General features: G+C 67.6%; 19 protein-coding genes. 12 read left to right on the top strand and 7 right to left on the bottom strand.

The window, feature by feature from the left end; all coding sequences use genetic code 11:
- The first annotated feature begins 72 nt into the window (after window positions 1-72).
- Complete coding sequence (locus tag AB5S05_RS03125) at window positions 73-510, top strand: HIT family protein (protein ID WP_369285976.1); 438 nt, start codon at window positions 73-75, stop codon at window positions 508-510.
- 72 nt (window positions 511-582) lie between these two features.
- Window positions 583-1,008, top strand: a complete 426-nt coding sequence (locus tag AB5S05_RS03120) for a 3-isopropylmalate dehydratase (RefSeq protein WP_369285975.1) — start codon at window positions 583-585, stop codon at window positions 1,006-1,008.
- Window positions 1,009-1,032: 24 nt separating this feature from the next.
- Here AB5S05_RS03120 and lon read toward each other — a convergent pair whose 3' ends face one another.
- The gene (gene lon / locus AB5S05_RS03115; protein ID WP_369285974.1) at window positions 1,033-3,426 is read right to left on the bottom strand and encodes an endopeptidase La; all 2,394 of its coding nucleotides are present in this window, start codon (window positions 3,424-3,426) and stop codon (window positions 1,033-1,035) included.
- Between the two features lie 57 nt (window positions 3,427-3,483).
- Window positions 3,484-4,188: a hypothetical protein gene (locus tag AB5S05_RS03110; RefSeq protein WP_369285973.1), complete on the bottom strand. Its 705-nt coding sequence runs from the start codon at window positions 4,186-4,188 to the stop codon at window positions 3,484-3,486.
- Between the two features lie 293 nt (window positions 4,189-4,481).
- Between AB5S05_RS03110 and AB5S05_RS03105 the strand changes: the two genes are divergently transcribed.
- The 8 genes from AB5S05_RS03105 to AB5S05_RS03070 all read left to right on the top strand — a co-directional run bounded on the left by AB5S05_RS03105 (window position 4,482) and on the right by AB5S05_RS03070 (window position 11,920).
- On the top strand, window positions 4,482-5,234 hold the full coding sequence (locus AB5S05_RS03105) for a helix-turn-helix transcriptional regulator (RefSeq protein ID WP_369285972.1): 753 nt from the start codon (window positions 4,482-4,484) through the stop codon (window positions 5,232-5,234).
- A 191-nt stretch (window positions 5,235-5,425) separates the two neighbouring features.
- A complete protein-coding gene (locus AB5S05_RS03100; protein ID WP_369286338.1) occupies window positions 5,426-6,082 on the top strand; it encodes a methylamine utilization protein in 657 nt (218 codons plus the stop codon).
- On the top strand, window positions 6,072-8,411 hold the full coding sequence (locus AB5S05_RS03095; RefSeq protein WP_369285971.1) for a putative bifunctional diguanylate cyclase/phosphodiesterase: 2,340 nt from the start codon (window positions 6,072-6,074) through the stop codon (window positions 8,409-8,411). The genes AB5S05_RS03100 and AB5S05_RS03095 overlap by 11 nt, the downstream gene beginning before the upstream one ends.
- Window positions 8,412-8,419: 8 nt before the next feature.
- Window positions 8,420-9,280 (top strand): DUF3034 family protein, encoded by an 861-nt coding sequence (locus AB5S05_RS03090; protein ID WP_369285970.1) that lies wholly within the window; start codon window positions 8,420-8,422, stop codon window positions 9,278-9,280.
- A 3-nt stretch (window positions 9,281-9,283) separates the two neighbouring features.
- Window positions 9,284-9,703, top strand: a complete 420-nt coding sequence (locus AB5S05_RS03085; RefSeq protein ID WP_369285968.1) for a group I truncated hemoglobin — start codon at window positions 9,284-9,286, stop codon at window positions 9,701-9,703.
- 72 nt (window positions 9,704-9,775) lie between these two features.
- A complete protein-coding gene (locus AB5S05_RS03080) occupies window positions 9,776-10,210 on the top strand; it encodes a GFA family protein (protein WP_369285967.1) in 435 nt (144 codons plus the stop codon).
- Between the two features lie 138 nt (window positions 10,211-10,348).
- Window positions 10,349-11,335 carry a GGDEF domain-containing protein gene (locus AB5S05_RS03075; RefSeq protein WP_369285966.1) on the top strand — a complete coding sequence of 329 codons (987 nt, stop codon included), beginning with the start codon at window positions 10,349-10,351 and terminating at the stop codon, window positions 11,333-11,335.
- Window positions 11,336-11,380: 45 nt separating this feature from the next.
- The gene (locus AB5S05_RS03070; protein WP_369285965.1) at window positions 11,381-11,920 is read left to right on the top strand and encodes a DinB family protein; all 540 of its coding nucleotides are present in this window, start codon (window positions 11,381-11,383) and stop codon (window positions 11,918-11,920) included.
- 27 nt (window positions 11,921-11,947) lie between these two features.
- Here the strand turns inward: AB5S05_RS03070 and AB5S05_RS03065 are convergent, their stop codons facing one another.
- The 5 genes from AB5S05_RS03065 to lhpI all read right to left on the bottom strand — a co-directional run bounded on the left by AB5S05_RS03065 (window position 11,948) and on the right by lhpI (window position 17,998).
- The gene (locus AB5S05_RS03065) at window positions 11,948-12,781 is read right to left on the bottom strand and encodes a nitrate- and nitrite sensing domain-containing protein (RefSeq protein WP_369285963.1); all 834 of its coding nucleotides are present in this window, start codon (window positions 12,779-12,781) and stop codon (window positions 11,948-11,950) included.
- A gap of 4 nt (window positions 12,782-12,785) precedes the next feature.
- Entirely contained in the window at window positions 12,786-13,331 is a 546-nt protein-coding gene (locus tag AB5S05_RS22095) for a methyl-accepting chemotaxis protein (protein ID WP_438943539.1), read from the bottom strand.
- Window positions 13,332-14,189: 858 nt separating this feature from the next.
- Entirely contained in the window at window positions 14,190-15,455 is a 1,266-nt protein-coding gene (locus AB5S05_RS03055; RefSeq protein ID WP_369285960.1) for an NAD(P)/FAD-dependent oxidoreductase, read from the bottom strand.
- Window positions 15,455-16,936, bottom strand: a complete 1,482-nt coding sequence (gene nhaC, locus AB5S05_RS03050; RefSeq protein ID WP_369285958.1) for a Na+/H+ antiporter NhaC — start codon at window positions 16,934-16,936, stop codon at window positions 15,455-15,457. Before nhaC ends, AB5S05_RS03055 begins: the two co-directional genes overlap by 1 nt.
- A 105-nt stretch (window positions 16,937-17,041) precedes the next feature.
- Complete coding sequence (lhpI, locus tag AB5S05_RS03045) at window positions 17,042-17,998, bottom strand: bifunctional Delta(1)-pyrroline-2-carboxylate/Delta(1)-piperideine-2-carboxylate reductase (RefSeq protein WP_369285957.1); 957 nt, start codon at window positions 17,996-17,998, stop codon at window positions 17,042-17,044.
- A gap of 116 nt (window positions 17,999-18,114) precedes the next feature.
- Here lhpI and AB5S05_RS03040 point away from each other — a divergent pair, with 116 nt between their 5' ends.
- A complete protein-coding gene (locus AB5S05_RS03040) occupies window positions 18,115-18,948 on the top strand; it encodes a helix-turn-helix transcriptional regulator (protein WP_369285956.1) in 834 nt (277 codons plus the stop codon).
- A 334-nt stretch (window positions 18,949-19,282) separates the two neighbouring features.
- Window positions 19,283-22,462 carry a bifunctional proline dehydrogenase/L-glutamate gamma-semialdehyde dehydrogenase PutA gene (gene putA, locus AB5S05_RS03035; protein WP_369285955.1) on the top strand — a complete coding sequence of 1,060 codons (3,180 nt, stop codon included), beginning with the start codon at window positions 19,283-19,285 and terminating at the stop codon, window positions 22,460-22,462.
- Window positions 22,463-22,646: the final 184 nt, after the last annotated feature.

Genomic DNA, 22,646 nt, shown 5'->3' with positions numbered 1-22,646 from the left:
GCAGCCCGGGTTCCCTGCTCTGGAGCGAGCCGGTATGGTGCGCGCTTGGACCCATCGCAAAAGGAACACTCCATGAGCCTGCACGGCGACTATGACCCGCAGAACATCTTCGCCCAGATCATTCGCGGCGAGGCCCCCTGCTACAAGCTGTACGAGGATGACCAGGTGCTCGCCTTCCTCGACCTGTTTCCGCAGGCGTTCGGCCATACCCTGGTGATCCCCAAGCGAGTCGCGGCGCGCAACCTGCTGGAGATCGACGCGGACAGCCTGGCCAAATTGATGCAGGTGACCCAGCGCCTGGCCCGGGTGCTGGTCGAGGAGCTGAAACCGGACGGCGTGCAGGTCGCGCAGTTCAATGGCGCACCGGCCGGGCAGACGGTGTTTCATCTGCACATGCACATCATCCCGCGCTTCGCCGGCCAGGGGCTGGGCATCCACGCCGCGGACCGGGCCGACCCGGCCGAGCTGCAGGCGCTGCAGGCACGCCTGGTCGAGCGCATCGCCGGCTGAGGCGTCGGCCTTGAGTGTGCGGGCGTCTGCGCCAATACTCGGCAGGCATTCTCTGCGCCCATGGAGGGCCCCATGCGATTGATGTGTGCAGTTCTAGCGCTGCTGGCGCTGGCCGGTTGTTCCTCGTTCCAGGCCGCGCCCGGTCACGGCAAGACGCTGCCGGCCGAGCGCTGGCTGGCTTACCAGCAGCCTGTGGAGGGCGGCGGGCAGATCCTGGTGGCGCGTGAATTCGGCCTGCTCGGCGGCGGCTGCTACGTGGCGCTGCTGGTCGACCGCCAGGTCGCGGCGCGCATCGGCATCGGCGAGTCGGTGCGCTTGCAGGTGCCGGCGGGTCGGCGGGTGGTGGGCATCGGTGTCGACAAGCAGGACGACACCCTGTGCGGCATGGGCCGCCTGAACCGCGAACTGGCGGTCGAGGTGGCGCCGGGCGAGACCTCGCGCCTGCGTATCGTCAGCGAGGCCAAGAACGGTTTCGATATTCGCCCGGACACGCCCTGAGCCAGGCGCGCCGGGCGTACCTGATCAGCGAAACAGCACCTTGGCCACGTCGCTGTAGCGCTTGGCGAAGTGCACGGTCAGCCCCTCGCGCAGGTAGTCGGGCAGCTCCTCGTAGGAGCCGCGATTGGCTTCCGGCAGGATCAGCTCGAACAGTTTCTGCCGGCGCGCGGCGATCACCTTCTCGCGCACGCCGCCGATCGGCAGCACCTGGCCGGTCAGGGTCAGCTCGCCGGTCATGGCCACGCCCTTCTTCGGCGCCTGGTTGCGCGCCAGCGAGAGCAGTGCGCTGGCCATGCTGATGCCGGCGCTGGGGCCGTCCTTGGGCGTGGCGCCTTCGGGCACGTGGAGGTGGACGAAGGCCTGGTCGAAGAAGCTCGGGTCGCCGCCGAACTGTTTCAGGTGCGAGCTGATGTAGCTGTAGGCGATCTCGGCCGATTCCTTCATCACCTCGCCAAGCTGGCCGGTGAGCTTAAAGCCGCGGTTGAGGGTGTGGATGCGCGTGGCCTCGATCGGCAGGGTCGCGCCGCCCATGTTGGTCCAGGCCAGGCCGGTGATCACGCCGATGCCGGACAGCAGCTGCTCGGTCTTGAACGGCGGCATGCCCAGGTAGCCCTCCAGATCCTTGGGGCCGATCTTCACGGGGCTGTCGGGGGCCTCGAGCAGCTTGACCACGGCCTTGCGCACCAGCTTGCCGAGCTGCTTCTCCAACTGGCGCACCCCGGCCTCGCGGGCATAACCCTCGATCAAGGCCTTGAGCGCGGCGTCGCTGATTGACAGGCTCTTCTTCGCCACCCCGGCCTTGGCCAGCTGCTTGGGCCACAGGTGGCGCTTGGCGATGGCCAGCTTCTCCTCGGCGATATAGCCGGACAGGCGGATCACTTCCATGCGGTCGAGCAGCGGCCCGGGGATCGAGTCGAGGGTGTTGGCGGTGCACACGAACAGCACCTTGGACAGGTCCAGACGCAGGTCCAGGTAGTGGTCGAGGAATTCGACGTTCTGTTCCGGGTCCAGGGTCTCCAGCAACGCCGAGGCCGGGTCGCCCTGGAAGCTGGCGCCGAGCTTGTCGATCTCGTCGAGCATGATCACCGGGTTCATCACCTCGACGTCCTTCAGTGCCTGCACCAGCTTGCCCGGCAGGGCGCCGATGTAGGTGCGCCGGTGGCCCTTGATCTCGGCCTCATCGCGCATGCCGCCGACACTGAAGCGGTAGAACGGCCGACCCAGGCTCTCGGCGATGGACTTGCCGATGCTGGTCTTGCCCACGCCGGGCGGGCCGACCAGCAGTACGATGCTGCCGGCGATCTCGCCCTTGAAGGCGCCAACGGCGAGGAATTCGACGATGCGCTGCTTGATGTCGTCCATCCCGGCGTGGTGCTCATCGAGTACCTGGCGTGCGTGCTTGAGGTCGAGCTTGTCCTTGCCGTACACGCCCCAGGGCAGGATGGTGGCCCAGTCCAGGTAGTTGCGGGTCACGGCGTATTCCGGCGAGCCGGTCTCAAGGATCGACAGCTTGCCCAGTTCCTCGTCGATGCGCTTGCGCGCCTGCTCGGGCAGTACCTTGCCTTCCAGGCGCTGGCGGAACTGCTCGATGTCGGCGCTGCGGTCATCCTTGCTCAGGCCCAGCTCCTTCTGAATCAGCTTGAGCTGCTCCTTGAGGAAGAATTCGCGCTGGTGCTCGCCGATCTTGCGGTTGACCTCGGCCGACAGCTCCTTCTGCAGGCGGCCGACCTCGACCTCCTTGCGCAACAGCAGCAGCACCTTCTCCATGCGCTTGAGCATCGGTACGCAGTCCAGCACTTCCTGCAACTCGGCGGCGGGCGCGCTGGTCAGGGCGGCGGCGAAGTCGGTCAGGGGCCCGGGGTCATTGGGGCTGAAGCGGTTCAGGTAGTTCTTCAGTTCCTCGCTGTACAGCGGATTGAGCGGCAGCAGGTCCTTGATCGCATTGATCAGCGCCATGGCGTAGGCCTTGACCTCGTCGGGCGAGTCCGCCGGGCTCTTCGGGTAATCGACTTCCGCCAGGTAAGGCGACTTGCGGCTGAGCCAGCCGCGGATACGCACCCGGGTCAGGCCCTGGGCGACGAACTGCAGCTTGCCGCCTTCCTGCGAGGCATGGTGCACGCGCACCACGGTGCCATGCTCGGGCAGGCTGTCGGGGTCGAAGGCGGCGCCTTCGGCCGGCGGGCTGTCCATATAGAACAGCGCCAGGCACTGGTGCGAGGTGTTGAGCACACGCTCGATGGTCTCGTTCCAGGGATCCTGGTTGACCACCACGGGCAGCACCTGGGCGGGGAAGAAGGGCCGGTTGTGCACCGGGATCACATACAGCTTGTCCGGCAGCTGCTGGTTGGGCAGCACCAGGCCCTGGGTCTTGGGGTTGGCCTGTTCTGCGACGATTTCGATGTCCTGTTGATCGTTCATGCGGCACCTGTGGTTGCTCCATGGGTGCTACATGGGGCGGCCCACCGGGTTTTTCAATCAGGCGGCGATCAGGTTGCGGGCCAGGGCGCGACGCAAACCCTGCAGGCGCTCGTCGATCAGCGGGGTGAGCAGGGCGAAGCAGGCGCCCGGGGTCAGGCGGGTCTGCGCCGTGGCAGCCAGCTGCTGCTCGAGTTGGCGCAGCATTCCGTGCAGCGGCTCTTCGGCAGCGGGTTCGGCGAGGCGCTGGCAGAGCAGGCGGATCTGCAGCTCCAGGCCGGCGGGGCAGCGCCGGTAGTTGGCCGCGCGCATGGCCAGGCCGCGCAGGCGGGCGAGGTCCTCGAGGTGGCGACAGGCCGGCGCAAGCTCGAGCCGGTGAAGGTCCAGGCGTTCTGCAAGCTGTTCGATGACCGTCAGCAGCGCCTCGATCATCCGGCAGTGGGCCTCGAAGTCGGCCGGGTTGCGCCGCAGCTGCGGCCAGTCGCGTTGCAGCGGCGCCACCTGCAGGCTGGCGCCCGGCCAGTTCAGCCAGAGCTGGTCGAGTCGGCGGGCCAGGGCGTTGCGCTGGCTGACGCTGGCGATGTCCTTCTGCGCGCCCAGGCCACGGTGTTTCTGCAGGGCCTGCAGTAGCTCCAGGCTGCGCTGCAGGGTGGCGCTCTGCAGTTTGTTCAGGGCGACCCTGTGGCGACGGGCGGCGAGGCGGTTCAGCCATTGACCGAGCAGCAGCAGACCGAGTGCCAGGGCCAGGGTGATACTGAGTTCCATGCAGAGCGTCCCAGTTGCGGCGCGAATAACAAAGCAGCCATTGAGCTGGCTGTAGCAACTCTCCTGCCAGTTGCCGGCAAGCCCGGTACTGGCGGCGTTCGTCTGGGCCGGGGGACGGGCTGGTGCCCCGGCATTGTGCGCGACAGCTCAGGCTTGTCCACTTTGGTGCAGGTGCTAGCGGCTGTGGGCACCTAGAACCAGCGAAATACCGGCCAGCCACCGGTCGGCGGGGATGACGATCGCCCCTGCAACTGGTTAAAGTGCCAGCACCGCCAGCCGAAGTTGCCACTGCAATGCTCAAAGCCCGTCTGTTGCGCCTGGACGACCAGGCCCACGAACACACCCATGATCACCATCAGCTGGTGCTGTCGCTGACTGGGCGCGCGGAGTTCGAGGTCAATGGCTGCGGCGGTGAGGTCTGCCGCATGCGCGCCTGCCTGGTGCCGGGGGACGCCGATCACCAGTTCGCCGGGGTGGGCGACAACCGCATGTTGATCGTCGACCTCGATGAGCAGGGCACCTCCAGCGAAGACCTGGCGCTGCTCACCCACCTGTTCGAGACGCCGCGCTATCCGCAGCTGGATGCCGATTTCCAGAACCTGCTGAGCTACGCCGGCGCCGAGCTGGAGCGCTATGGCAGCGATCCGATGCTGGCCCGCTCGCTCGGCGGCGTGTTGCTGCGCGCCCTGCATCTGCGCCTGTTCGGCGATCAGCCCAACCGCGCCACCGGGCCGCTCAATCTGGAGCGACTGGACTCCTATATCGGCGATCACCTGGCGCGGCGCATCAGCGTTGCCGAACTGGCCCAGGTGGTCTGCCTCAGTCCGAGTCACTTCCACGCCCAGTTCAAAGACAGCGTCGGTCTCACCCCGCACCAGTATTTGCTGAAAACCCGCCTCGACCGCGCCTCGCGCCTGTTGCGCGAGAGCGGCCTGCCGCTGATCCGCATCGCCGAAGAATGCGGCTTCTCCAGCCAGAGCGCGCTGACCACGGCCATGCGCCGCTACCTCGGTCTGACCCCCAAGCGTTTGCGTGGCGCCGAATAGTCCAAGGCAGGTCATCGCCGCGCTGGTTGCCGGCGGGGAAAAGCGTGAACTTCTTCGCGTGGCCGACTAACCTGCTCAGCATTGGTATTCCAGGTTGCCAGGACGGCATGAATTCCGCTTGGGGGAGTTTGGGTTTGCACCCGGCACGATACAGACGCAGGACCAGGACCCTGTTGCATTCATTGCAGGCGATGCTGCTTGGGGCCGTTTGCGCCTACAGTTCGCTGGCCGCGGCGGCCAGCCTGCAGGCTCGGCTGGTCGATGCCGGCGGACAACCATTGGCCAATGCCGTACTGAGCCTGCGCGGCCCCTTGGGCGCCGAAGCCGAGCCGCCAATGGTGGTGATGGATCAACAGGCCAAGCAGTTCGTGCCCAACGTGCTGGCGGTGCGTACCGGCAGTGCGGTGAGCTTTCCCAACAGCGATGACATTCGCCATCACGTCTATTCGTTTTCCCCGGCCAAGCGTTTCGAGTTGCGCCTGTACCAGGGCACGCCGAGCGAACCGGTGCGCTTCGACACGCCGGGGGTCGTGGTGCTCGGCTGTAATATCCACGACTGGATGGTCGGCTACGTCTATGTCACCGACGATCCCTGGTTTGTGGTCAGTGACCAGCAGGGGCGGGCGCCATTCGCGCAGTTGCCACCCGGGCGCTACAGCGTGAGCCTCTGGCACCCGCTGCTGCCCGACATGCAGCCACAGGCCGAGAGCGAGCTGATGCTGAACGAGCAGGGCGGCGTAGCGAACTTCACCCTGGCGGTGCCGGGCGGCGCCAGTTCGGTACCGGCCGCGCCGGCGCCAAGCGCCTTTGGCAGTGCGTTCAAGAAGGCCATGAGCAATGCGCCCTAGCAGCTTCCAGACCCGCATCGCCAGCGTGCTGGTGCTGCTGTCGCTGGTGGTGATCGGCGCGCTCTATTTTGCCGTGCAGACCGCCACCAGCGTCGCCGTGCGCAGCCAGGCCAGTGAACAGCTGGATGTGGGCACGCGGGTGTTTGCCCAGCTGCTCGAGGTGCGCGGTCGTCAACTGCACGACGCCGCGCAGGTCCTGGCCGCCGACTTCGGCTTCAAGGAGGCGGTGGCCAGCGGCGATGCGCAAACCATCCGCTCGGCGTTGAGCAACCATGGCGCCCGGATCAGCGCCGGCCTGGTCATGCTGTTCGGCCTGGATGGCGGCATCCGGGCCAGCACCGATGCGCGCGTCGATGCCGCGCTCGCCGCCCGGGTGAATGCGCAGGTGATGCGTCACCTGCAAGACGGCGTGGGGATCTTCCTGATGCCCCTGGCCGACCGCCTCTACCTGCTGGTGCAGACCCCGGTCAATGCGCCCCTGCCCATCGCCCGGCTGGTGATGGGCTTCCCGGTCGATGAGGCGTTTGCCCGCGAACTGCGTGAATTGACCCACCTGGATCTCACCCTGGTCGCCAGCCAGCAGGGGCTGGCGAGCATCCGCGTCAGCACCCTGGCGGTTCAACCGGAGCAATCCTGGCTGGATCAGGCCGACCTTGCCGGCGCCATGGACGGCGAGGTGATGCCGCTGGGCGAGCAGCGCTACCTCAGTCAGGGGCTGGTGCTGGCCCGCGGCGACGACTTTGCGGTGCGCGCCCTGCTGCACAAGTCCCTGAGTCAGGCGCAGCAGGCGTTCGCCGCGCTGGATCGGAACATCCTGCTGATCGCCCTGGCGGCCCTGCTGGCCTCGCTGGCCGGCGCCCTGCTGCTGGCCAGGACCATCTCGCAGCCGGTGCGGCAGCTGGCCGACGCCGCCCAGCGGGTCGGCCAGGGCGACTACCAGACGCCGCTGGAGCTGCAGCGCAGCGACGAGCTGGGGCGCCTGGCCAAGGCCTTCCAGACCATGCAGCTGGGCATCGCCGAGCGCGAGCGGCAGCTGGCCCACAATGCCCTGCACGATGGCCTGACCGGGTTGCCCAACCGCGCCCTGATCCTCGAGCGCCTCGGCGCGGCCATCGCCGCCGGGCGGCCGGTGGCCCTGCTCTACTTGGGCATCGACAACCTGCGCTCGGTCAACGACAGCTATGGCCCGGCCGGCGCCGACCAGGTCGTGCAGCAGCTTAGCCAGCGCCTGCAGGCGACCCTGCGCCCAGGCGACAGCCTGGCGCGAATCACCGCGGATGAGCTGCTGCTGCTGCTGGAGAACGCCGACAGCGACAGCGCGGTGGCCGCCGGCGACCGCATGCAGCAGGCGCTGCTCAAACCCCTGCAGGTCGCCAACGTCGAGGTGGTGATGGGCTGCCGCATCGGTATCGCCGCCTACCCGGCCGATGGCGACAGCGCCGAGGTGCTGTTGCGCCGCGCCAGCATCGCCATGCAGGACGCCGCGCACCTGCCCGGCCGCCTGCAGGTCTATGAGCAGGGACGTGACGCCGTCCACCAGCGCCAGATCCGCCTGATCCGCGACCTGCGCCGGGCGCCGGAACGCGGCGAACTGCTGCTGCATTACCAGCCGAAACTGGATCTGGCTGCCGGCAAGGTGCGCCAGGCCGAGGCCCTGTTGCGCTGGCAGCACCCGCAGCTGGGCATGATCTCGCCGGGAGAGTTCATTCCCCTGGCCGAGCGCACCGGCAGCATCCAGTTGCTCACCGCCTGGGTGATCGAGCAGGCCCTGCGCCAGCTGCAGGCCTGGAACGAGCGCGGCCTGCAGTTGCAGCTGTCGCTGAACATCTCCACCGAGGACCTGATCGACCCCGAGCTTCCCGCACGGGTCGGCCGCTTGCTGGGCAAGTACCGCATCGCCGCCGAGCAGCTGGTCTTCGAGGTCACCGAAAGCGGGGTGATGCTCAACCCGGCCGTCGCCCTGCAGGTGCTGCATGGCCTGCGCGAATGCGGCATCGGCCTGTCGGTGGATGATTTCGGCACCGGCTATTCCTCGCTGACCCAGCTCAAGCGCATGCCGGTGCAGGAGCTGAAGATCGACCAGTCGTTCATTCGCGAACTGGACGACACCAGCGAGGACGCGGTGATCGTCCGCTCCACCATCGAGATGAGCCACAGCCTGGGCCTCAAGGTGGTCGCCGAAGGCGTCGAACTGGAGCGCAGCCTGCGTCTGCTGCAGCATTGGCAGTGCGATACGGTACAGGGCTACCTGATCAGCCGGCCCTTGCCCGCCGAGGCGTTCGAAGCCTGGGTCGCACAACCCCTCAACTCCCGCGTATCGACCGTATAGGCAGGCCGATGGGCTATTCGCAGATCATTTGTGGCGCACTGCTCGGCCTGTTTTCCACCCTGGTGGCCGCCGCCGACGGGCGTCTGCTGGCCACCGGTGGGGCGACCAGCCTCGACGGCGCGGCCGGTGGCGGCATCACCCCCTGGGCGGTGCTGGCCGGCTATGGCGAGCGCGGCGAGTGGGGCGCCGATGTATTCGCCACCCGCGTCGAGACCGGCGACTACCGCCTGGAGGTGGCCGGCCTTGCCGCCTCCTTCGACAACCGCCTGGAGCTGTCCTACGCGCGCCAGCGTTTCGACCTGGGCAACCTGGCCCGTGGCCTCGACCTGCCCGAGAGCAGCCTCAGCCAGGACATCTTCGGCCTCAAGCTGCGCCTGTTCGGCGACCTGATCTACGACCACCTGCCCCAGGTGGCGCTGGGCCTCCAGCACAAGCGGCAGAAGGACTTCCTCGTCCCCCGCCTGGTCGGCGCCCGGCGCAGCGAAGACAGCGAGGGCTACCTCAACGCCAGCCGCCTGCTGCTCGGCGGTGCCTTCGGCTACAACCTGCTGATCAATGGCGGGCTGCGCTACAGCCGGGCCAACGAACTGGGCCTGCTCGGTTTCGGCGGCGACCGACGCGACCGCCATTCGCTGCTCAAGGAAGGCTCGATCGCCGTGTTGCCCGACCGCCACTGGGCCATTGGCCTGGAGTACCGGGAAAAACCGGACAACCTCGGCTTCGCCGGCGAGAGCGACTGGGCCGACCTGTTCGTAGGCTACTTCCCCAACAAGCACCTGGCGCTGGTGCTGGCCTATGCCCGCCTCGGCGAGATTGCCACGCTGGACAACCAGGACGGCGTCTACCTGTCCCTGCAGGGGAGCTTCTAGAGGATGCGCGCACTGATACTGCTGCTGGCTTTCGGCCTGGCCGCCTGCGCCCAGCGCGCCCCGCAGGACGACAGCCTGTACCGGGCGCTGGGTGAGCGGGCCGGCATCACCCGCATCGTCGAAGGCATGCTGCTGAATATCGCCGGCGATGCGCGCATCGTCCGCCACTTCCAGGACATCGACATCGAGCGCCTGCGCGACAAGCTGGTCGAGCAGGTCTGCGTCGAGGCCGGCGGTCCCTGCACCTATACTGGCGACAGCATGGAAGAAAGTCACAAGGGCCAGCAGCTGACCCCCAGCGACTTCAACGCCCTGGTGGAAAACCTGCAGGACGCCATGGATGCTGAGGGTATTTCGGTGCCGGCGCAGAACCGTCTGTTGGCGCGCCTGGCGCCGATGCGCGGGGAAGTGATCGACCGCTAGCCGCCAGCCGGCTTCAGCTGAAGCCGGCTGGCGGGGCGGGTGAGGCCAGGTCTGCAAACGAGGAACTCGAGCATGAACAACCCGCGTATCTATCAGGGCCAGTGCTTTTGCGGCGCCGTCCAGTTCAGCGTCAGCGGCGAGCCTGCGGCCATGGGCTTTTGCCATTGCCAGTCGTGTCGGCACTGGTCGGCCGGACCGGTCAATGCCTTCACCCTGTGGCCACCAGCCGCCGTCACCGTGACCCGCGGTGCCGAGCATATCGGCCGCTTCAACAAGACCCCGCAGAGCACGCGCCAGTGGTGCACCCAATGCGGCGGCCACCTGTTCACCGACCACCCCGGCATGAGTCTGATCGACGTCTACGCCGCCTTGATTCCGCAACTGCAGTTCATGCCCGCGGTGCATGTGCACTACCAGGAGCGCGTGCTGCCGATCAAGGACGGCCTGCCCAAGTGGAAGGACCTGCCCGCGGAGATGGGCGGCTCGGGCGTCAGCCTGGAGGAGTAGCAGGCGCGCTGGCCACGCCCCGAGCCCGGCGAATTGCGCGCGCCGCCTGGGCGGGACGCCCTGGCCGATCGATTGGCTCGCTAGCCTTATGCGCGACGGGCTACAGTACCGCTCCTGACCCACAGTTGGACTGGCGTTGTGAAAGCGTTGATACAGCAACTCGAAGATCCGTTCGACTTTCGCCAGAAGGCGACGCTGGGCGTTGCCCTGGCCGCATTCGTTCTGCTGACGCCGTTCTCGATCAACCATATCGTTCAGGGCCATCCGTATCTCGGCACCGGCTCGCTGATCGTGGTACTGCTGCTTGCCGGCAATGCCTGGGGCATCTGGCGTGGTCACTACTCGCCCGCCCTCACCTTGTTGGGCATAGTGCCGGCGGTCATCTTCTATCTGGTCCTTACCATCAATCGCCAGGGCATCATCGGGGTCTTGTGGTGTTACCCGGCGGTGATTTCCTTCTATTTCATGCTGCCCGAACGCAAGGCCTGGATCGCCAACGGCGCCATGCTCGCCCTGACCCTGCCGCAGGCCTGGAGCGTGATCGACGCGCCGCTGGCGGCCAGGGTGACGGCGACGCTGCTGGCGGTCAGCGCCTTTGCGGCCGTGTTCATCCGGGTCATCACCGCGCAGCAGCACAAGATGCGCAGGCAGGCGGTGACCGATCCGCTTACCGGGCTCTTCAACCGGATGCTGCTCGCCGACAGTCTCGAGCAGGCCATCGAACAGAGTCGTCGCACCAAGACACCTATGGCGCTCCTGTCACTGGATATCGATCACTTCAAGGCGATCAACGACCGCCTCGGACACGACGCCGGCGACGCCGTGCTGCGTGGGGTCGGCGAGCTGCTGCACCAGCGTGCGCGGCGTGCCGACAAGCTGTTCCGTCTGGGCGGCGAGGAGTTTCTCGTGCTGCTGTATGACGCCGATGGCGCCAACGCCCGGCAGGTCGCCGAGGAACTGCTCGGTGCGGTCGCCGCGCAGCCGTTCCTGCCCGACCAGCCGGTTACCGTCAGCATCGGCGCCGCCAGCCTGGTCGGCGACGAGGATTATCGGGCCTGGATGAAGCGGGTCGACGAAAACCTCTATCGGGCCAAATCCGCTGGGCGCAACCGGGTCGTGGCCTGAGGCGGGCCCCGGCGGCCCATCGAACAAGCGAAAAGGAGATTCACCGTGAGTCGAAGCCAGCACGTCTGCCTGATGGCGCAGTACAACCAGTGGATGAACACCAAGGTCTATCAGGCGGCCCTCGGTCTGCCCGAGACCGAACTGGTGGCCGATCGCCAGGCGTTCTTCGGTTCGCTGCTCGGCACCCTGAACCACCTGGTGGTAGGCGACACCCTGTGGCTCAAGCGCTTCGCCGAACACCCGGCCGGCTATGCCGCACTGGCGCCGGTGCGTGAGCTGCCGACGCCCTTGAGCCTGGGGCAGATACTGTTCGCCGACATCCAGGCGCTGCATGCCCATCGGCAATGGCTCGACCGCCTGATCCTCGACTGGACCGCTTCGATCGCCGAGGCCGATCTGGACCATGCGCTCGCCTACCACAACAGCAAGGGTGTGCCGGCGCGCAAGGATTTCTTCAGCCTGCTGATGCACTTCTTCAACCACCAGACCCACCACCGCGGCCAGGTCACCACCCTGCTGAGCCAGGCCGGCGCCGAGGTTGGGGTGACCGACCTGCTGGCGCTGATCGCCGATCGCCCCGACTGAGCCAGATGCGCCCGCTACCCTGCGCCTCTAGCGCTGGGGCTGCAACTGTTGCAGCGCGGTATCGACCAGTGCCAGCAGTTCGTCGATGGCTTGGGTGGCGCGCTGGAAGTAGCTCTTGGCGGCAATCGCCGGCTGTTCCTGGCCGAGCAGCTCCTGCTCGATACAGTGCAGGAAGTCCTCGATTACCCGCTGGCGCTGGGCCAGGCGGAACAGCTCGCCGTGCGGCTGCAGGGTGGCGAAGGCGCTGCCGGCCAGCTGCTGGATCTTCTGGTAGAGAAAGCGCAGGCGCACCCGTTGCTCGGCGCTGCTGTGGCCGGCGGCGGCGATGCCGGTGCCCAGGGCGCGGGCCTGGCCGGCCCATTCCGCGGCCTGCACCACCTCGCGCCAGATGCACGGCAGGTAGCCGAGGCTGGCGCGGCCCGTGGTCAGGTCGACTTCACTGGCCACGTCCTCCATCAGGAAGATGCTGTTGCGGATGATCAGGTGATGCTGGGCCAGGTTGTTCGCCGCATCGCCGATGCGCCCCTCGCGCAACCGCGACCAGTGATCGATCAGGCTGTTCCAGGCGTCGCGGTGGCTGCCGGCCAGTTGCCGGGCGTCCTCGATGTGCCGGTCGAGCAGCTGGCGGGTGGTGGCCAGCTCCTGGCTCATGCCGCTATCGCCGCAGAGTACGCCGTTGCTCAGGCCGCGGTGGCGCTGAAGGCCCGCGATCAGCGCGCGCAGCAGGGCCAGTTGGCGAATGTTCGCCTGGATGTGCCGGCGCTTTTGCCGTTGCAGCCGGCGATGCAGGCCGTATAACGCCAGGGTCACGACGGCGGTGCCGGCGCCCAGGTAGAGCGCGAGTGGGTAGAAGTCGTCCATGCGGTTACCCCGTCAGATGCGCCAGATGATGGGCGATGGTGCGGGCCTGGTCGGCCGCCTTGAGGTTGTCGACGTTGCCCTGGCGGACCAGGTCGGCCAGCTCGGCGATCTCCGCCACGGCCTTGCCCTGCTGTTCGGTGCTCACCGCCACCTGATCGACCTGACCGATCAGCTGGCGGGCGCACTGCTGGACCTGGTCAAGCAGCACGCATACCGCCTCGGAGCTGTGCGCGCTGCGTTGCGCCAGTTCGCTGAGGCCGGCCACCTGCACGGTGGCGCCCTTGATGTGCTGCTGCACCGACTCGATGTTGCGACTGATCTCCGCCGCGGACGCCTGGCTGTGTTGCGCCAGGCGCCGCACCTCATCGGCCACCACGGCGAAGCCGCGACCGCTCTCGCCGGCGCGGGCCGCTTCGATCGCGGCATTGAGGGCGAGCAGGTTGGTCTGCTCGGCGATGCTGCGGATGGTGCCGGACATCTCGTTGATGGTGTGCGAGTTGCTGTGCAGCTGCAGGATCAGCTCGTTGGTCGTGTGGGCCTGGCGGGTCATCTCGGCCACCTGCTGTACCAGCTCGCTGAGCCGGGCGATGCCGTCGCCCAGCTGTTCGCTGGCGACCAGGCTGGTCTGCCGCGACTCATCGGCCAGCGCCGCGACCTGGACGATGCTCACGTTCAGTTGCTCGACCGCGGCGGCAGCCATGCTGGCCGATTCGCTCTGGCTCTCGGCGTTGCGGGTCACCAGCACGGCGCTCTGCTCGAGCTCCTGGGACGAGTGGGAGATTTCATCCAGGCGCTGTTGCAGCAACTGCTGCTGGCGCTGTTCGCGGTGCAGCCATTGCTGCAGGCTGTGGCCGATCGGCTGGAGCAGGCACCACTCGATGGCGCCGGGCGCCACCTGGCCGGCAGCGTCGCAATAGCGTTGCAGTTGCAGCGTCTCCTGCCACAGCAACCACAGGCTGCAGATGCCCAGATAGGCGAGCAAGGCCCAGGCCGGCGCCGCTGCCTGGCTCGGCCACCAGAGCGCGACGGCCGCGCCCGCCAGGCCGATGCCGAGCAGGCTGCGCAGCATGCCGACCACACCCAGTTCGCGCAGCAACAGCAGCGCGGGATAGCTAAGCCACTTCATGCGTGCATCTCTCCGACAGTTGCCCAAAAAAAAAGCGCCCGAAGTACCCGCGGGGACAGTCGCAGGTCGTTCAGGCACCGTTGCCTGGCAGGAGCGCGTCCTGCCGAAATGATCGTTGTAGTGCAGTGGATGCAGAAAGAGTGCCATGGGGCGAGGCGATCGCCGTCCGCGCGGACAGGGCGTTGCAGCGCTCTATCGCCCGCCAGTGCGGGCGCAGGGCTCACCAGATTGGTGCGCTGACCGCGCGGTCAGCGCGAATTTCGCTCACGCGCGCAGCCGGTCTCAGAAGCGGTCGACCCGATACGGGTGTGGATCGATGGCCGGGGTTTCCCCGGCCATCAGGCTGACCGCCAGTTCGGCGCTGATCGCCGCCTGGGTCAGGCCCAGGTGCTGGTTGCCGAAGGCGAACAGCAGCCGGGCGTGCCGCGGGTGACGGTCGATCACCGGCAGCGAGTCGGGCAGGGTGGGGCGATGGCCCATCCATTCGCTGTTCTGCAGGGACGGGTCGACCAGCGCCGGGAGCAGGGCCTGACTGTGCCGGCGCAAGGTCGTGAAGCGCCGGCGGATGGGCTTGAGTGCCAGGCCGCCGAACTCGGTGAAGCCCACCGCGCGCAGGCCCGAATCCAGCGGGCTGATGACGAAGCGGCGTTCGGCCGAGCCGATCGGCCGGTTAAGGCTGACCGCCGGGCTGTGCATGCTCAGGTGATAGCCGCGTTCCGCTTCCAGCGGCACCGCGAGGCCGGTGCCCTGCAGCAGCGCCTTGCTCCAGGCACCGGTGCAGATCACCGCCTGATCGAAGCTCAAGGCGGCGCCTGCGCTCTGGAGCCGTACCTGCTGCGTATCCGCAGAGATGCTGTCGACCGCCTGCTGGAGGAAGCGACCGCCGCGCGCCTCGAAGGCGGCGAACAGCTGGCGGCATAGCTGGTAGGGCTCGCGCACCTGGCAGGCCTCGGGGAAGTACAGGGCATGGCTGACCGTGCCGGCCAGGGCCGGCTCCAGCTGGGCGACCCGGGCGGCGTCGATCAGTTCGCAGGCGACCTGCCACTGCTTCAGGTACCGACCGTGGGCGCGGGCCTCCTCGAGGCGCTCGGGCGATTCCCAGACCAGCAGGTAGCCGGACTGGCACAGCTGCTCGCTCGCGCCTATGTCGTTCAGGCAACGCTGCCAGGCGCCGATCGCCGCCCGGTTGAGCTGGCGCAGGCCTTCCTGCGAGCGGGCGACTCGGGCGGGCCGGGCGGCGGCGACGAAGCGCGCCAGCCAGGGCAGGCTGCGGTGCAGGTAGGCCAGCGGCAGGGCCAGCGGGCCATGCGGGTCAAGCAGCATGGGCAGGGCGCCGCGCAGGGTCTTGGCGTTGGCCAGCGGGTCGATCAGCTCGGTGGCCAGGTAGCCGGCGTTGCCGAAGGACGCACCTTTCCCCGGCGCATCGCGATCGATCAGGGTCACTCGGTAGCCCTGGCGCTGGGCCTGCAGGGCGGTACAGAGGCCGACCACGCCGGCGCCGACCACTGCGACGCTGCCGCCGGTTTGCAAGGCCGGTGAGGCGTTCATCAGGCGGCTCCTTCGGCCGAAGCGGCCAGGGCGCTGCCGGTCGCCGGGCGGGTCTCGGCCCGATCGACCTCGGCGCGCTTGGAGAACCAGCCGGTCTGGGCGTAGAGGATGCCGATGGCCGGCGACAGCCAGCAGGCGAAGGCCAGTGGCGCATAGAGCAGGTTGCTGTAGTCGCCGCTGGCCACGCTCAGGCCCAGGGTGCCGATGACGAAGGCGCCGCCGGCGTTCCAGGGAATCAACGGCGAGACCAGGGTGCCGCCTTCCTCGATGGCTCGCGACAGGTTGAGCCGGCTGTAGCCCAGGCGGTCGTACTCGGGGCCGTACATGCGCCCCGGCAGGGCGATCGACAGGTAGACGTCGCCGGACACCGCGTTGGTCGCCACCGAGGTGAGGATGGCGTTGGTCTGCAGGCCGCGAAAGCCCTTGCTCAGGCGCATGATCGAACTGACCACCGACTCCAGGCAGCGGGTGCGCTCCAGGGCGCCACCGAAGGCCAGGGCGAACATCATCAGGGTCACCACCCAGGTCATCGAGGTCACTCCGCCGCGGTTGAGCAGGCTGTCGAGGGACTCGGCGCCGCTGCTGATGGTGAAGCCGCTGTGGGCGAAGGTCAGCAGCTGGTTGAGGCTGTAGTCGTAGTTGATGAAGGCGACCAGGCCACCGAGGGCGAAGCCGACGAACAGCGCCGGAATCGGCGCGACCTTGAAGAACGCCAGGGCCATCACCACCAGCAGCGGCAGCAGCGCGAGGAAGCCGAGGTCGAACTGGCTGCGCAGGCCCTCCTTGAGCCCGCCGATCTGTTCCAGCTGGGCCGCGTCGACGCCGCTCTGGCCGCCGACCAGCAGGTAGAGGACGAAGGCGATGAGCATCGCCGGAATGGTGGTCGGCATCATGTTGCGGATGTGCTCGAACACGTTGGTTTCGGTCACCGCCGCCGCCAGGTTGGTGGTGTCGGACAGCGGCGAGACCTTGTCGCCGAAGAAGGCGCCGGAGACCACGGCGCCGGCGATCCAGTACAGCGGAATGCCGAAGGCGGTGCCGATGCCCACCAGCGCCAGGCCGATGGTGCCGACCGTGGTCCAGCTCGAGCCGATGGCCAGCGACACCACCGAGCACAGCAGCATCGAGGCGGCCAGGAACCAGGCCGGGTCGATCAGTTCCAGGCCGTAGTAGATCAGCAGCGGCACGGTACCGCTGGCGATCCACAGGCTGACCAGCATGCCGACCAGGATCAGGGTGGCGATCGAGGGCATGGCCACGTGCAGCACGTGGAAGGCGCCGGCCTCGATGTCCTTCCAGCGATAGCCCTGGGCCCAGCCGACCAGGCCGGTGATGGCGAAGCCGATGGCCAGGGCGATGTGCGGGGTGAAATCGTTGTAATGGAAGATCTGCAGGCCGAGCAGGCCGATGGTCAGGACGATCGGGATCAGGGCCACCCAGAGGTTGGGCATGGCGATCGGCGGCGAGGTGTTATCCGTCATGTGCGGGCTCCGGTGGATGAGCGACGGCGGTCGTCATCCTGTTGTTATTGTGGGGTGCCATAAAAAAAGGGCAGCCGTCGCCGGCTGCCCAAACAGGCGTTGGTTTCAGCCGTGGTTGCGGTAGGCCAGAATCGCGGCAGCCAGGTCCTCGCGCGAATCGCCCACTGACTTGAACAGGGTTACCGCCTGCTCGGCGTTCGCCAGGGCGGCACGGCCGGCATGCTGGCCGCGGCACAGCTCGGCCAGTTCGGCGAGGATCTTGTCGGCGCCGATCGCACCTTCGCGGATCGGCATGATCAGGTCGCCGGTCTCGCTCAGGGCCCCGGCGCGGGTGTCGACGAAGACCGCGCAGCGCTGCATGGCGCGGTTGTCGGTTTCGCGCATGCTCGGGGTGAAGCTGCCGACCAGGTCGAGGTGGGCGCCGGGCTTGAGCCAGTCGCCGAAGATCACCGGTTCGGTGGCCAGGGTGGCGCAGCTGATGATGTCGGCCTCGCCGGCCACCCGTTGCAGCTGCTGGTCGCCGCACACGCTGGCGTCGATATCGCTGGCCCGCAGTTCGGCCACCAGCGCCGCCGAGGCCGCTGCGTTGCGGTCCCACACCTGCACGCGCTGGATCGGGCGCACGCTCATGTGTGCCGGAATCAGGCGCCGGCCCATGCGTCCGGCGCCGATCATCAGCAGGCTGCTGGCGTCTGCGCGGGAGAGAAAGCGCGAGGCCAGCGCCGAGGCGGCGGCGGTGCGCCGGGCGGTCAGTTCGTTGCCGTCGAGCAGCGCCAGCGGCTGGCCGCTCTGGCCGCAGCTAAGCATGTAGTGGCTGCTCAGGCCCGGCAGGTTGCGCGCGTTGTTGCCGGGGAACACGTTGACCTGCTTGACGCCCAGGTACTCGCCCTCGATCCAGGCGGGCATCAGCAGCAGGGTGGCCTGCGGTTCGCCGGGCACCTCGATCGCGTGGTGGTGGCGGATCGGCGCGCGGACGTCGTCGCGGGCGAAGATATCGCTCAGCGCCTCGATCAGAGCGGCCCACGGCAGGGCGTTCTGTACCTGGTCGGCATTCAGTTGCATGGCGGCTTTCCCCGTTGTTAGTGTGTTGGCCATGGTAATCACGCTGAAATCCCTGCCATTGACCCTGCCGCCGGAGTTATATACCCAGGCTATGAATCGATCCCGCTGGTGCCGCCATGGGCGTTGAAGCCATCCACCGCTCGCAGGCGCGACGCAACCTGATCGCCCTGCAGCGCGGCGAGCATTGCCACGACTATGCCCAGGTGCTGATCGGCTGGCGCGGGCGGATGGACTGCGAGTTCCAGGGCAATGCCGGGCGCCTGGGCAACGGCGCCGCGGCGCTGGTGCCGGCCTCGGCCGGGCACCTGTACGCCGGTCTCAGCGAGGACAGCGAGCTGCTGGTGATCGACGTGGCGCTGCAAGACCCCTACATCCGCGCGCTGGAACAGGCCTGTGCGCTGAACTTCAGCCAGACGCTGTTCCAGCGACCGGAGTTCGTCTGCCTGGACGGCGCGGCGCTGCCGATGCTCGACTTCGCCGCCGGCCAGCTGCGGCGCGAGCCGGCGCCGGGCGATTCGGTGGTCAGCTACCAGCTGGTGTCGCTGTTCATGACCCAGCTGGTGCAGCTCTACTCATCGGCTGCCGCGCTGCCACTGCGCAACTCGCGCCTGGCGGTCGACGAGCTCGACAGGCTGATCGACCGGCGCCTGGCCGAGCCGCCGAGCAATGCCGAACTGGCGGCGGCGATCAACCTCAGCGAGAGCCATTTCCACTGCCTGTTCCAGCGTCAGTTGGGCATCACGCCGCAGCAGTACGTGATGGGCCGGCGCCTGCAGCGGGCGCAGTTCCTCTTGCTCAACAGCGCCATGTCGCTGGCGGCGGTCGCCGATGAGGTCGGCTTTGCCGATGCCTCCAGTTTCTCCCGCGCCTACAAGAGCCGCTTCAGGCAGACCCCGGGTTCTGCCCGGGCAGCCCGGCTGCAGGTCGGTCAGGCGCCGCAACCCCACTAGGGCGGCCAGCCCGCGCGCCGCTATTCGCAGCCGGCCCATTGCCATCTCCATGCTGAACAGAGCGCCCGCCTTGACGGCTCTGGCATGGGGCTGTGGGCTTCTTTGCAGTCCTGGGACGCTCGAACGAGCGTTCGCGATTAGTTCCCCCGCCCATAGCTTTTGGCAAAAACTCCAGAGTTTTCAGCAAGAAGCGGTCATGGTTCTGCCACTAAATTCCGTCATCCACGTGAGCTTGGCGCTATCGGCCTGTGTCGGTGAGCAGGCCGGCTGATCTGCGCTGGACCCATACAGAGTGGTTTTCCACAACAACAGTATCCATAAGAGGATGGGCGTGATGTTCAAAGCCAGTCACGTCTTGCAGGACGAGTTCCTTACCCGGATCTCGGCCGCCAAGGCCGCCGATTTTTTCCCTGTCATCAGCGCGAATTACAGCGTTGACGAGGCAGCCTATCTCACTGAGCTATTGCAGCTCGCCGATCCCGGTGAAGCCGGCATAGCGGCTATCCGCCGCGACGCCCGCACGTTGATCGAAGACGTGCGTAGCCGGGACAATGCCGTCGATACCCTCGACGCACTGCTTCGTCAGTACAGCCTCGACACCCAGGAAGGGCTGATGCTCATGTGCCTGGCCGAGGCTCTGCTGCGCGTGCCGGACGCCACCACGGCCGACGCGCTGATCCGCGACAAGCTCAATGCCGCCGAGTGGGAACGCCACCTGGGCAAGAGCGACAACGTGCTGGTCAACTTCGCCGCCTGGGGCCTGGTGATGACCGGCAAGGTGGTCGACCCGGAAACCGCCGATGGCCGGCCGAAGAAGGTCATCGGCCGCCTGATCCAGCGCTCCGGCGAGCCGGTGATCCGCGCCGCCATGAACCAGGCGATGAAGCTGATGGGCAAGCAGTTCGTGCTTGGCCGCAACATCGCCGAGGCCCTGAAGAACGGCCGCCCGGAGCGGCAGAAGGGCTACAGCTACTCCTTCGACATGCTCGGCGAGGCGGCGCTGACCCAGGCCGATGCCGAGAAGTACATGGCCGACTACCGTCTGGCCATCGACACCGTCGGCGCCGAGCCGCAGGTCGGTCCGGGGCCCAAACCGTCGGTGTCGATCAAGCTGTCGGCGTTGCACCCGCGCTACGAAGTGGCGCAGCGCGAGCGCGTGCTCAGCGAACTGTTCGCCAACGTGCGCGAACTGGCGATCCGGGCGCGCAAGCTGGGCGTGGGCATCTCGGTGGACGCCGAGGAAGCCGACCGCCTGGAACTGTCGCTGGAGCTCTACGAGAAGCTGATGCGCGACCCGGCCATCGCCGGTTGGGGCGAGTTCGGCCTGGTGGTGCAGGCCTATTCCAAGCGCTGCCTGCCGGTGCTGGTGTGGCTGACGCTGTTGGGCAAGGAACTCGGCGCCAAGATGCCGCTGCGCCTGGTCAAGGGCGCCTACTGGGACACCGAGATCAAGCAGTGCCAGGTCCAGGGCCTGGACGGCTACCCGGTGTTCACCCGCAAGGAAGGCACCGACACCTCCTACCTGGCCTGCGCGCGCTTCTTGCTGTCGGACTTCACCCGCGATGTGATCTACCCGCAGTTCGCCAGCCACAACGCCCATACCGTCAGCTGCATCCTGGCCATGGCCGCCGAGCACCCGCAGCCGCGCGAGTTCGAGTTCCAGCGCCTGCACGGCATGGGCGACGCGCTCTACGACACCGTGCTGGAGAAACACCGCAAGACCGTGCGCATCTATGCCCCGGTCGGCGCGCACAAGGACCTGCTGCCCTACCTGGTGCGGCGCCTGCTGGAAAACGGCGCCAACTCCTCGTTCGTGCACCAGCTGGTCGATCCGAGCACCCCGGTCGAGTCCCTGCTCGATCACCCGGCGACGCAGCTGCGCAAGTTCAAGAACCTCGGCAACGACAAAATTCCCCTTCCGCCAGCTCTGTTCGGTGCCGCGCGGAAAAACTCCCAAGGCATCAACATGAACATCGAGAAATCCATGTCCGAGCTCGAATCCGCCTACCAGCCGTTCCTCGATCGCCAGTGGCAGGCCGCGCCTGTGATCAATGGCCAGCAGCTGTCCGGCAGCGCCCAGCAGGTCCGCTGCCCCTACCAGCTCAGCCACGTGGTCGGCAGCGCCCAGTTCGCCAGCGCCGACCAGGCCCGTCAGGCCCTGGACGTGCTGCAGGCCGCCTGGCCGCGCTGGAACGCCACCTCGATCGACAACCGCGCGAGCATCCTCGAGCGCCTGGCCGACCTGCTCGAAGCCAACCGCGCCGAGCTGATGGCGCTGTGCACCGTCGAAGCGGGCAAGTCCCTGCAGGACGGTATCGACGAGGTGCGCGAGGCGGTGGATTTCTGCCGCTACTACGCCCAGCAGGCCCGCCTGCGCCTGGGCCGTGAAGAGCTCAAGGGCCCGACCGGCGAGCGCAACGAGCTGTTCCACGAAGGCCGCGGCATCTTCGTCTGCGTCAGCCCCTGGAACTTCCCGCTGGCCATCTACCTGGGTCAGATCACCGCGGCTCTGGTGGCCGGCAACTGCGTGCTGGCCAAGCCGGCCGAGCAGACCAGTCTGATCGCCGCCCGCGCCCTGGAGCTGATGTTCGAGGCCGGCCTGCCCAAGGACGTGATCGCCTTCCTGCCGGGCGACGGCGCCACCCTCGGCGCGGTGTTCTGCCGCGATGCCCGGGTCGCCGGGGTGTGCTTCACCGGTTCCACCGAGGTGGCGCGCCTGATCAACCGCCAGCTGGCCGAGAAGCCCGGCCCGATTGCCGCGCTGATCGCCGAGACCGGCGGCCAGAACGCCATGATCGTCGACTCCACCGCGCTGCCCGAGCAGGTGGTCAAGGATGCCGTGCAGTCGGCCTTCACCAGCGCCGGCCAGCGCTGCTCGGCGCTGCGTGTGATGTACGTGCAGGCCGATATCGCCGAGCGGGTGATCGACCTGCTCAAGGGCGCCATGGCCGAACTGAAAGTCGGCCCGACCTACCTGCGCGAGAGCGACGTCGGCCCGGTGATCGATGCCGAGGCACGTGACGGCCTGCAGGCGCACATCGTCAAGCTCAAGGGCGAAGGCAAGCTGATCGCCGAAACCCAGCTGCCGAGCGGCCTGGACGGTCACTTCGTCGCCCCGGTGGCGTTCGAGATCAGCGGCATCGACGAGCTGAAGAAGGAAAACTTCGGCCCCATCCTGCACATCGTGCGCTACCAGGCGGCGGAGCTGGACAAGGTGGTCGCGGCGATCAATGGCACCGGCTACGGCCTGACCCTGGGCGTGCACAGCCGCAACGAGGAGACCGCCGCGCGCATCGAAGCCCAGGCACGGGTCGGCAACCTCTACGTCAACCGCAACCAGATCGGCGCCGTGGTCGGCGTGCAGCCCTTCGGCGGCTGTGGCCTGTCCGGCACCGGCCCCAAGGCCGGTGGCCCGAGCTACCTGCTGCGCTTCGTCAACGAGCGCACCACCTCGGTCAACACCACCGCGGTGGGCGGCAACGCCTCGCTGCTGTCGCTGGGCGACGAGGACTGAGTCGCTAACCTGGAGCCGGCCCACAAGGCCGTCTCCTCCCCCGGGCCGGCTAGCAGGCGTGCGCCGGCCCGCGGTTCAAAGGAGCGGCCGCATACAGTGGTCGCTTGTCACTAGAAACGTCACGGCCAGAGCCGTGCCAATAAAGAGAACAACAAGGTGAACGAGCAGAACGTTTTTGTTGTAG

It is taken from the genome of Pseudomonas zhanjiangensis (assembly GCF_041027545.1).
Taxonomy (GTDB): Bacteria; Pseudomonadota; Gammaproteobacteria; order Pseudomonadales; family Pseudomonadaceae; genus Aquipseudomonas; species Aquipseudomonas zhanjiangensis.
Note: the sequence above shows the minus strand (reverse complement) of the source record. Positions and strands in the feature narration are given on the sequence as shown.

Excerpts from the sequence above, each read along its gene's own strand:
- AB5S05_RS03090 (WP_369285970.1), top strand. The coding sequence starts at position 8,420 with ATGGGCTATTCGCAGATCATTTGTGGCGCACTGCTCGGCCTGTTTTCC.
- lon (WP_369285974.1), bottom strand. The coding sequence starts at position 3,426 with ATGAACGATCAACAGGACATCGAAATCGTCGCAGAACAGGCCAACCCC.
- AB5S05_RS03110 (WP_369285973.1), bottom strand. The coding sequence starts at position 4,188 with ATGGAACTCAGTATCACCCTGGCCCTGGCACTCGGTCTGCTGCTGCTC.
- putA (WP_369285955.1), top strand. The coding sequence starts at position 19,283 with ATGTTCAAAGCCAGTCACGTCTTGCAGGACGAGTTCCTTACCCGGATC.
- nhaC (WP_369285958.1), bottom strand. The coding sequence starts at position 16,936 with ATGACGGATAACACCTCGCCGCCGATCGCCATGCCCAACCTCTGGGTG.
- AB5S05_RS03125 (WP_369285976.1), top strand. The coding sequence starts at position 73 with ATGAGCCTGCACGGCGACTATGACCCGCAGAACATCTTCGCCCAGATC.
- AB5S05_RS03100 (WP_369286338.1), top strand. The coding sequence starts at position 5,426 with ATGCTGCTTGGGGCCGTTTGCGCCTACAGTTCGCTGGCCGCGGCGGCC.
- AB5S05_RS03040 (WP_369285956.1), top strand. The coding sequence starts at position 18,115 with ATGGGCGTTGAAGCCATCCACCGCTCGCAGGCGCGACGCAACCTGATC.
- AB5S05_RS03080 (WP_369285967.1), top strand. The coding sequence starts at position 9,776 with ATGAACAACCCGCGTATCTATCAGGGCCAGTGCTTTTGCGGCGCCGTC.
- AB5S05_RS03055 (WP_369285960.1), bottom strand. The coding sequence starts at position 15,455 with ATGAACGCCTCACCGGCCTTGCAAACCGGCGGCAGCGTCGCAGTGGTC.
- AB5S05_RS03065 (WP_369285963.1), bottom strand. The coding sequence starts at position 12,781 with ATGGACGACTTCTACCCACTCGCGCTCTACCTGGGCGCCGGCACCGCC.
- lhpI (WP_369285957.1), bottom strand. The coding sequence starts at position 17,998 with ATGCAACTGAATGCCGACCAGGTACAGAACGCCCTGCCGTGGGCCGCT.
- AB5S05_RS03120 (WP_369285975.1), top strand. The coding sequence starts at position 583 with ATGCGATTGATGTGTGCAGTTCTAGCGCTGCTGGCGCTGGCCGGTTGT.
- AB5S05_RS03085 (WP_369285968.1), top strand. The coding sequence starts at position 9,284 with ATGCGCGCACTGATACTGCTGCTGGCTTTCGGCCTGGCCGCCTGCGCC.
- AB5S05_RS22095 (WP_438943539.1), bottom strand. The coding sequence starts at position 13,331 with ATGACCCGCCAGGCCCACACGACCAACGAGCTGATCCTGCAGCTGCAC.
- AB5S05_RS03095 (WP_369285971.1), top strand. The coding sequence starts at position 6,072 with ATGCGCCCTAGCAGCTTCCAGACCCGCATCGCCAGCGTGCTGGTGCTG.
- AB5S05_RS03105 (WP_369285972.1), top strand. The coding sequence starts at position 4,482 with ATGCTCAAAGCCCGTCTGTTGCGCCTGGACGACCAGGCCCACGAACAC.